The 6,541-nt window shown below is 35.4% G+C and carries 8 protein-coding genes and 6 tRNA genes; 12 read left to right on the forward strand and 2 right to left on the reverse strand.

The window, feature by feature from the left end:
- Positions 1-59 precede the first annotated feature (59 nt).
- Positions 60-761 (forward strand): lytic transglycosylase domain-containing protein, encoded by a 702-nt coding sequence (locus HP569_RS07575; RefSeq protein ID WP_182200559.1) that lies wholly within the window; start codon positions 60-62, stop codon positions 759-761.
- Positions 762-841: 80 nt separating this feature from the next.
- Positions 842-1,273, forward strand: a complete 432-nt coding sequence (locus tag HP569_RS07580; RefSeq protein ID WP_182200560.1) for a DUF4190 domain-containing protein — start codon at positions 842-844, stop codon at positions 1,271-1,273.
- A 90-nt stretch (positions 1,274-1,363) separates the two neighbouring features.
- Here HP569_RS07580 and HP569_RS07585 read toward each other — a convergent pair whose 3' ends face one another.
- Positions 1,364-1,537 carry a hypothetical protein gene (locus tag HP569_RS07585; protein WP_182200561.1) on the reverse strand — a complete coding sequence of 58 codons (174 nt, stop codon included), beginning with the start codon at positions 1,535-1,537 and terminating at the stop codon, positions 1,364-1,366.
- Between the two features lie 251 nt (positions 1,538-1,788).
- Between HP569_RS07585 and HP569_RS07590 the strand changes: the two genes are divergently transcribed.
- The 10 genes from HP569_RS07590 to HP569_RS07635 all read left to right on the forward strand — a co-directional run bounded on the left by HP569_RS07590 (position 1,789) and on the right by HP569_RS07635 (position 6,391).
- Entirely contained in the window at positions 1,789-2,421 is a 633-nt protein-coding gene (locus HP569_RS07590) for an NfeD family protein (RefSeq protein ID WP_425501843.1), read from the forward strand.
- 254 nt (positions 2,422-2,675) lie between these two features.
- On the forward strand, positions 2,676-4,319 hold the full coding sequence (locus tag HP569_RS07595; RefSeq protein WP_182200562.1) for a Na/Pi cotransporter family protein: 1,644 nt from the start codon (positions 2,676-2,678) through the stop codon (positions 4,317-4,319).
- A 190-nt stretch (positions 4,320-4,509) separates the two neighbouring features.
- Positions 4,510-4,584 (forward strand) — tRNA-Asn (locus HP569_RS07600).
- 4 nt (positions 4,585-4,588) lie between these two features.
- Positions 4,589-4,665, forward strand: a tRNA-Met gene (locus HP569_RS07605).
- A 31-nt stretch (positions 4,666-4,696) separates the two neighbouring features.
- Positions 4,697-4,772: transfer RNA gene (locus tag HP569_RS07610), tRNA-His, on the forward strand.
- An 11-nt stretch (positions 4,773-4,783) separates the two neighbouring features.
- Positions 4,784-4,860 (forward strand) — tRNA-Ile (locus tag HP569_RS07615).
- Positions 4,861-4,875: 15 nt separating this feature from the next.
- A tRNA-Ser gene (locus HP569_RS07620) sits at positions 4,876-4,968 on the forward strand.
- A gap of 25 nt (positions 4,969-4,993) precedes the next feature.
- Positions 4,994-5,066: transfer RNA gene (locus HP569_RS07625), tRNA-Phe, on the forward strand.
- Between the two features lie 140 nt (positions 5,067-5,206).
- Positions 5,207-5,554: a TraR/DksA C4-type zinc finger protein gene (locus tag HP569_RS07630; RefSeq protein ID WP_182200563.1), complete on the forward strand. Its 348-nt coding sequence runs from the start codon at positions 5,207-5,209 to the stop codon at positions 5,552-5,554.
- A 225-nt stretch (positions 5,555-5,779) separates the two neighbouring features.
- A complete protein-coding gene (locus tag HP569_RS07635) occupies positions 5,780-6,391 on the forward strand; it encodes a superoxide dismutase (protein ID WP_182200564.1) in 612 nt (203 codons plus the stop codon).
- 59 nt (positions 6,392-6,450) lie between these two features.
- Here the strand turns inward: HP569_RS07635 and HP569_RS07640 are convergent.
- The coding region (locus tag HP569_RS07640; protein ID WP_182200158.1) for an IS3 family transposase at positions 6,451-6,541 on the reverse strand (91 nt) is incomplete at its 5' end.

The raw sequence follows: 6,541 nt of genomic DNA on the forward strand, positions 1-6,541 counted from the left end.
GTTAGCATATCAAGCTGTAAGAGGAATGTTGCAGAAAAAAATGGAAAGGAGTGCGATCTATGCGTAAAGATTTTACAGTTGTGCTTTTAGGAATAGCGTCGATTACTGTTATTATTTTAATGTTATCCTTTCAAAACTATTCCACTAAGCTTGACGCACTGACAAAAGAAAATGAACAATTGTTGTTAAAAAACAAGCAATTGGAATCGACTGTTAGCTATAAAAATACAATGACAGTTAATAATAAAGGTGAAAATTATGAAAGCTGGGGAGAACTAGAAGGAATAGCTTCTAGTTTTTCAACCGATAGTGAGGGTGCGTTTAAGAAATCATGGGGAATTTATTTAGCAAAGGAAGCTGAGAAACATGGACTTGATCCATATATTGTTTATGAATTGTTGAAAGTAGAAACTGGAGGGACATTTGATCCTAAATTGGTAGGACCAAAAACGAAATATGGTCATGCCTATGGAATGTCTCAATTCATGAAAAATACTGCACCTTGGATAGCTGACATGGCAGAAATGCCTTATAAAGAAGAGCTCTTGTTTGACCCTTATTATTCCATTAAGCTTTCTGTTGTTTATTTAGATTATTTATATCAACAGTACAATAATTGGAATGAAGCACTAACGGCTTATCATAGGGGTATGGCTGGAATGGAAGCATACAAAGAAACAAATGGCACCGCAAAAAGTAATTATGCGGTAAAAATTCAATCAAATGCAGAAACGCATAGAACGGTTGTGTTTGCCAACTGAAAATGGAACTAAACGAATGAATTTACATGACATGCACATACTATTAAGGCACCTCAACGATTAGAAAGTGAGGGTCTTAAATGGAACACAATAACGATCGATCTCGTAATCCACGTATTGAAAATGCGCCAAAATTCGGTGAAAATAATATTGTGAAATCTCCGGTGTATACGGAGGATGAGATGGATGAAGTTACATCTGCTTCACATCATCAAAAGTCTTACGATGAAGAATATGCCCGAGAATTTGCTGCCGATTATGCACCACAAGCACTAACCCCTGATCCTGAATTAGCAAACAAGAACAGTGAAAAAGCACAAACAGGATTTGGATGGTTTGCAGTTGTTATGGCAATTGCTTCTTTGTTTATTTTACCAATATTCTTGAGTGTAGCTGCTGTGATTGTTGGTTTTATTGCCAAAGGAAAAGGTGCTGACACACTTGGTAATACTGCGATTATTATAGGTGCGTTGTCATTTGTTATTACGTTGTTCATTGTTCCTCTCGCATAACTGATATTTAAAAAGGATGATCTCTAAGTAAATAGGAGATCATCCTTTTCTTATTATTTATACGATGCATATAAGCCTCACACAATAAATTCAATTTACTTTTTTATAAACTGGAAATAGATAGATCTCTTCGATTTGCAACTGAGAAACTTCAATGTTAGGATTTAAATTTTCGAAATCATAAACCATTTTGTTCAGATCATATTTTTTTAGGTGCGGATTTAATTGATCAATGACACTAATAAATGTATCTGTTTGTTTCATTTTGTAGGAAACAACAGTAAAATTTGTCTCAGATATAACTTTTTCATTGTTCTCATTATGAGTTGTGCTATGATTTAGAGGGGGAGTGATCGACAGGTCAATTTTAATACTGTATAACAAAAAGATAAAAAATATGAATAACAATAGTTTGTTAAATCCATTCATTTTAATCCCTCATTTTTATTTAAAGTGAAACATTTTTAGAGCGTTGATCGTAAGTAAAGACAAGAGAATTTGAGGAGTGATGCAAAGTGATGTTTTTAGACATTAGTTGGATAAGCTTTGTGATTGTTGGATTAGGAACACTTTTCTTAGTAGGAGAACTACTAGTTAACATGCGTGGTCTTTCTGCTATATTAGGATTTGGCTTCATTTCAATTTACTTTTTAAACTACTTAGAACCAAACATGTTCTTCATTATGCTTATTATTTATTTAACTGGAATATTACTAATAATTATAGATGGTAAATTAATAAATGATGGCACATTGGCAACTATAGGAGTTATTTGTATGGTGTTATCCGTAGGTTTAAGTTCCCCAAATTGGACAGCAGGGTTATTTGCTGTTAGTGGTGTGTTTGTAGGCGGTGTTAGTTCTTTATTTTTTTTAAAAGTTTTTAAGAAAAGAAAAATGTGGGGCAAATTAGCTTTATTGGATCAGCTAACAGAAGAGAAAGGATACAGTACAATGAATCGTTCTTATAAAGCGTTAGTTGGTGAAACGGGGAATACATTGACAGATATGCGTCCTGTAGGCACTATTCGTGTGAAAGATACAGATTATAGTGCTGTATCAAATGGTCAGTGGATAGAAAAGGGTACGCCAATTATAGTCAAACAAGTGGATGGCACAAGAATATTAGTCGAAAAAACACAAAAATAGTCAAACATTGCTTCTTTAAATAGGAGCAATGTTTTTTTGTTGTTTTGAGTAATTAGTTGGATGAATATTGCTAAAAACAAGTTATTTTTATGAATTTTTTTCTATTTAAGAAAACATATGTCGAAAACAAAAGGTTATTGTGTAAATTTAGTGTAAATTTTGCTTAAAAAACTTTACATTTGCATTGTAATTCATTAATAATGAAATAGATGTTTTTTATAAATAGATAAATGAAAACGAAGGGATGAGAATCCATGGAAATCGATGTACAGACACTGGTTTTTGAATTTATCGGTGGTTTAGGGATTTTTCTTTTAGGTTTAAAGTCAATGGGCGACGGACTTCAAAAATCCGCTGGGGACAAGCTTAGAGAAATACTAGATCGCTTTACAAGTAACCCGTTTATGGGTGTATTAGCAGGTATTATTGTAACTGTTCTAATTCAGAGTAGTTCAGGGACCACAGTTCTTACAGTTGGTCTAGTTAACGCCGGGTTTATGACTTTACGTCAATCAATTGGTGTGATTATGGGGGCCAATATAGGTACAACAGTAACTGCATTTATTATCGGTATTGATATCGGTCAATACGCATTACCAATATTAGCAGCAGGCGCATTTTTGATTTTCTTCTTTAAGAATAATCGAATCATTTATTTAGGACAAACAATTTTTGGTTTTGGTGCATTGTTTTTCGGGTTAGAGTTAATGAGCTCTGGAATGTATCCATTACGTGAATTACAAGCGTTTCAAGATTTAACAGTTAGCATGAGTGATAACTCAATTTTGGGTGTTGTTATTGGAACTGTGTTCACGTTTATTGTTCAAAGTTCTAGTGCAACAATTGGTATTTTACAGGAGTTATTTAGTAGTGACGCGATTAAACTAGAGGCAGCCCTACCTGTATTATTTGGTGATAATGTCGGTACAACAATTACAGCTGTACTAGCATCGATTGGTGCAACTATTGCCGCTAAACGTGCTGCATTTACACACGTAATTTTTAATTTAATTGGGACAACTGTTTTTGTAATCTTGATAGGACCATTTACAGAATTAGTTATGTTTTTACAAGCACAATTTAACTTAAATGATCCAATGACGATAGCTTTTGCTCACGGAACATTTAATATTACGAATACATTAATGCAATTTCCATTCATTGGAGGACTTGCTTGGTTGGTAACAAAACTGATCCCTGGTGAAGACGTGTTAGTCGAATACAAACCTAAGCATCTTGATCCGATTTTTATTCAACAGTCACCTTCTGTTGCATTAGATCAAGCAAAAGAGGAAATCCTTCATATGGGTGAGTATGCTCACAAAGGTTTAGTAGAAACCAGTCAGTATTTAAATACACATAATCAAAAACATGCTGAATTAGCAATGCAAATTGAAGGTGCTCTAAACAATTTAGATAGAGAAATAACAAATTATCTTGTCCAATTATCTGGAACATCTTTCTCAGATCAAGAAAGTGCTAAACACACGGCTTTATTAGATTCTGTTAGAGATGTAGAACGTATTGGGGATCATTTCGAGAACATCCTTGAATTAATTCAGTACAAAATTTCTAATAAAATCAATTTAACAGCACAGGCAAAAGTGGATTTAAATGAAATGTTTGACCTCACTGCAATAACTGTTAAACAAGCTATTCAGGCTTTAGGTGATATGAACCGTGAAACAGCATTAGAGGTTGTACACAAAGAAAATCAGATTGACCAAATGGAACGTACTTTTCGTAAAAAACATATCATTCGTCTAAATGAGGGAGAATGTGTTGGTGCAGCTGGTATTGTCTTCGTTGATATTCTTAGTAACTTAGAACGAATTGGTGATCACGCAGTGAATATCGCTGAAGAAGTATTGCAAGGCAAAGGGCCAGAACAACAATAAAACTAGAAAATGATTAGGGCTGTCTGAATCAGATAGCCCTAAATAAAAAAAATGCTTGAACATTCAATGTGGACGTGCTATATTATTTTTGTTGTTGAAATATTTTTATCAAAGAAATTATTGACGATTAAGGAAATACGTGTTATATTATATATCGTCGCTTAAGGGAAGTAGACATAATACATATTATTCCACAGTAGCTCAGTGGTAGAGCTATCGGCTGTTAACCGATCGGTCGTAGGTTCGAATCCTACCTGTGGAGCCATTATGGCGGTGTAGCTCAGCTGGCGAGAGCGTACGGTTCATACCCGTGAGGTCGGGGGTTCGATCCCCTCCGCCGCTACCATATTTATAAATAGATAAAACAATACATTATGGCGGTCGTGGCGAAGTGGTTAACGCACCGGATTGTGGTTCCGGCATACGTGGGTTCGATCCCCACCGGTCGCCCCATAATATTATTAGGACCCTTAGCTCAGCTGGTTAGAGCTATCGGCTCATAACCGATCGGTCGCAGGTTCGAGTCCTGCAGGGTCCACCATTGTATTGTTTGTTCGGAGGAGTACCCAAGTCCGGCTGAAGGGATCGGTCTTGAAAACCGACAGGGGCTTCACGGCCCGCGGGGGTTCGAATCCCTCCTCCTCCGCCATTTATACATATTATCGTAATACTTAGGCTCGGTAGCTCAGTCGGTAGAGCAACGGACTGAAAATCCGTGTGTCGGCGGTTCGATTCCGTCCCGAGCCATCCAAAAAACAACCAGGTTTACCTGGTTGTTTTTTTTGTGTTTAGGAAGTCTTGTAGGTCCATTTTGGTATAAAAAATGTTTAACAGGTAAATATGTGGGAACACATAATACAAATGATCAAAAAAGGGAGCTTAATTATATGACAACGGAAAAGGATTTAAATCATGTAAGAATGCTTTTAAAAGAACGTGAACAGCAACTTAGTCAATTATTAAGACAACAAGATGCTGATGAACAGAATAGTGTGGGAGAAGCTGAATTTACTGCTTACGACAATCATCCTGCTGACCAAGGCTCTAAACTTTTTGAACAAGAAAAAGAGCTGACACTACAAGAAGTTAGGCAGCAAGAGTTAAATGAGGTGCATCAGGCGTTACAAGCGATTGAAGATGGATCTTACGGGAGATGTGTTATTTGCAATAAAGAGATTGATTCTCAACGATTAATGGCAGTACCTACTACAAAGTATTGTATTGATCATGCATAAATGATCGAGATAACAAATATATTAAATAATTATATAAGATATAAATGAAAGAAACGTTTAAATGTATTGGAAAAGTGGAACAATTTAAACAGGTCGTTGTTCAGTTTATATATGATAAGCATATAAATTGCAAGAAAACAACACCTTTGTTACGATAAGGATAGATGAAAAACGAAAATTCTGTGAACGTTTTTCTTACATATCTAAATTAGGGAGGAATTTATAATGGCAAAATTTGAATTACCAGAATTACCATATGCTTATGATGCATTAGAACCACATATTGATAAGGAAACAATGAACATTCACCATACGAAGCATCACAACACGTATGTTACAAAATTAAACGCAGCATTAGAAGGACATGCAGACTTGCAAGATAAGTCTTTAAATGATTTAATTGCTGATTTGAAAAGCTTACCTGAGTCTATTCAAACTGCAGTACGTAACAATGGTGGTGGCCATGCAAACCACTCTCTATTCTGGACTTTACTATCACCGAATGGTGGAGGACAGCCAACTGGTGAAGTAGCAACAAAGATTAACGAAACTTTTGGTAGTTTCGATGCTTTTAAAGAAAAATTCACAGCTGCAGCTACAGGTCGTTTCGGTTCTGGTTGGGCATGGTTAATTGTTAATGATGGTAACTTAGAAATTACAAGCACACCAAATCAAGATAGTCCAGTAATGGAAGGTAAAACTCCAATTTTAGGACTTGATGTTTGGGAGCACGCATATTACCTTAAATATCAAAATAAACGCCCTGATTACATTTCAGCTTTTTGGAATGTAGTTAATTGGGACGAAGTTGAAAAGTTATATCAAGCAGCTAAATAATGCAAACAAAAAAGCTAAGATTTTGAAGTGACCCCTTAAAGTTAGACACGGTTATTTCATTAGGCAGCTTGTTCAAAATGAGTTCGGTATTGTACCGGACTCATTTTAAATTTCGCCTTTATCCGTTTCATATTATAGTATTCTATATAT

Source organism: Paraliobacillus salinarum (assembly GCF_014083865.1).
Taxonomy (GTDB): domain Bacteria; phylum Bacillota; class Bacilli; order Bacillales; family Amphibacillaceae; genus Paraliobacillus; species Paraliobacillus salinarum.